Here is a 1,598-nt window from a genome sequence, read left to right on the forward strand (position 1 = left end):
TCCTGCTCTTGCAGGATCTCGTGACGTGCACCGGGCAGAATGAGATGGCGGCCCGCGAGCAGACTAAGCCCGAAGGTTTCAATCGCCGGCGTCGATACGACTTCGTCGCGGCCGGCGGCGACCAGCAACAACGGTTGGCGGATGCGCGCGGCATAAGACGGCACGGCGAATTGCTTCATCGCGCGCATGGCAGCATCGACCCATGAAATCGTCGGCGCGGCGATGCCGAGCGTCGGCTCTTCCTCCAGCACCGCGGCGTTGCGCGAAAAGCGCACCGGGTCGGACGTCAGCACGTTGCCGAGAAAATCTTCCGAACCCGTTGCCTTGCCGTGGCCGGTCGGGATGTAGGCGTTGCCGCGCCCAAGCAAACGCAGCGTGCGCGCCAGCGGACCGGCGGCGCGCAACAACGGGCCGGAGCGCAGCCCGATCATCGGCGCCGACAGCACGACGCGGTCGAACCAGCGGCTGCCGTCATGACAGGCGCGAATGGCGATGGCGCCGCCCATCGAATGACCGAGCGCGAAGATCGGCGGCGGGCAATCCGGCAGCACGACCTGCTCCATGATGGCGCGCAGATCAGTGGCGTATTCGGAGAAATTGCGGACGTGGCCCTTCTCGCGGTCGGCCAGCGCGCGGTCCGACATGCCCTGGCCGCGCCAGTCGAAAGTCGCCACCGCGAAACCCCGTGCTTGCAGATCGCGCACCGTCTCGAAGTATTTTTCGATGTATTCGGCGCGGCCCTGCAACAGCACGACCGTGCCCTTGCGGCCTGGTGGCGGATCCCAGCGGCCAAAGCGAAGCGTTACCCCATCGGGCGTCTTGATGGCACCGGCAACGGCGTGATCGGGGACCGGATTGGCGGGAATCGATATGAGGCGCATATTCTCTAACTAACTGATTTTTCTTGTATTATTCGACCACGGGACCGCCACTTGCGAGCCCAAAAACACATTCCCATATCTCTCTTGCGCAGGCCATACCGGCTGCGCACGGGTTTGGTTCGGCCATCAGGCGGACTGCCCGCATGTCGCTCAACTTTGGAGGACTTGCCTATGCGTACGTTCGATCTTGCTCCCCTTTATCGTTCCACCGTCGGTTTCGACCGGCTGTTCTCTCTCCTCGACGGCCCTGAGACTGCGCCGGGCTACCCGCCCTATAACATCGAGCGCACAGCGGAAAACGATTACCGCGTCACTGTCGCGGTCGCTGGTTTTGCCGAAGGCGAGCTTTCGATCGAGTCGAAAGAGAACACGCTGACCATCAAGGGCTCCAAGCAGGCCAAGCAGGAAAATGCCGACGTGCTCTATCAGGGCATCGCGGCGCGCGCCTTCGAGCGCCAGTTCCAGCTCGCCGACTACGTCACGGTGAAGTCCGCGACTCTCGAAAACGGTTTGCTGCACGTCGATCTCGTGCGCGAAATTCCTGAGGCGAAAAAGCCGCGCCAGATTCCGATCGGTAACGGCCAGGCTAAAGCGCAGGTCGTCGATGCCAAAGTAGCGGCCTAACGCGACTTCGGTTCGTGAAAACGGAGCGCCCCGGAATTTCCGGGGCGCTTTTTTATTGTCAGTATTTGTCGTCGTGCGCGGCGGCGGCCGGCG

Annotated in this window: 2 protein-coding genes; one reads left to right on the forward strand and one right to left on the reverse strand. The window is 62.8% G+C overall.

Going from position 1 to position 1,598, the window contains the following annotated elements; translation table 11 throughout:
• Nucleotides 1-881 (reverse strand): alpha/beta hydrolase (locus tag VGN12_14220; protein ID HEY4310602.1); only part of this gene is annotated, 881 nt, incomplete at its 3' end.
• Nucleotides 882-1,052: 171 nt separating this feature from the next.
• Here VGN12_14220 and VGN12_14225 point away from each other — a divergent pair.
• On the forward strand, nt 1,053-1,505 hold the full coding sequence (locus tag VGN12_14225; GenBank protein HEY4310603.1) for an Hsp20 family protein: 453 nt from the start codon (nt 1,053-1,055) through the stop codon (nt 1,503-1,505).
• The last annotated feature ends 93 nt before the right edge of the window (nt 1,506-1,598 follow it).

The sequence above is a fragment of the Pirellulales bacterium genome (assembly GCA_036499395.1).
In the GTDB taxonomy this organism is placed as follows: domain Bacteria; phylum Planctomycetota; class Planctomycetia; order Pirellulales; family JACPPG01; genus JACPPG01.

Coding starts and splice junctions, on each gene's coding strand:
- VGN12_14225 (HEY4310603.1), top strand. CDS start 1,053: ATGCGTACGTTCGATCTTGCTCCCCTTTATCGTTCCACCGTCGGTTTC.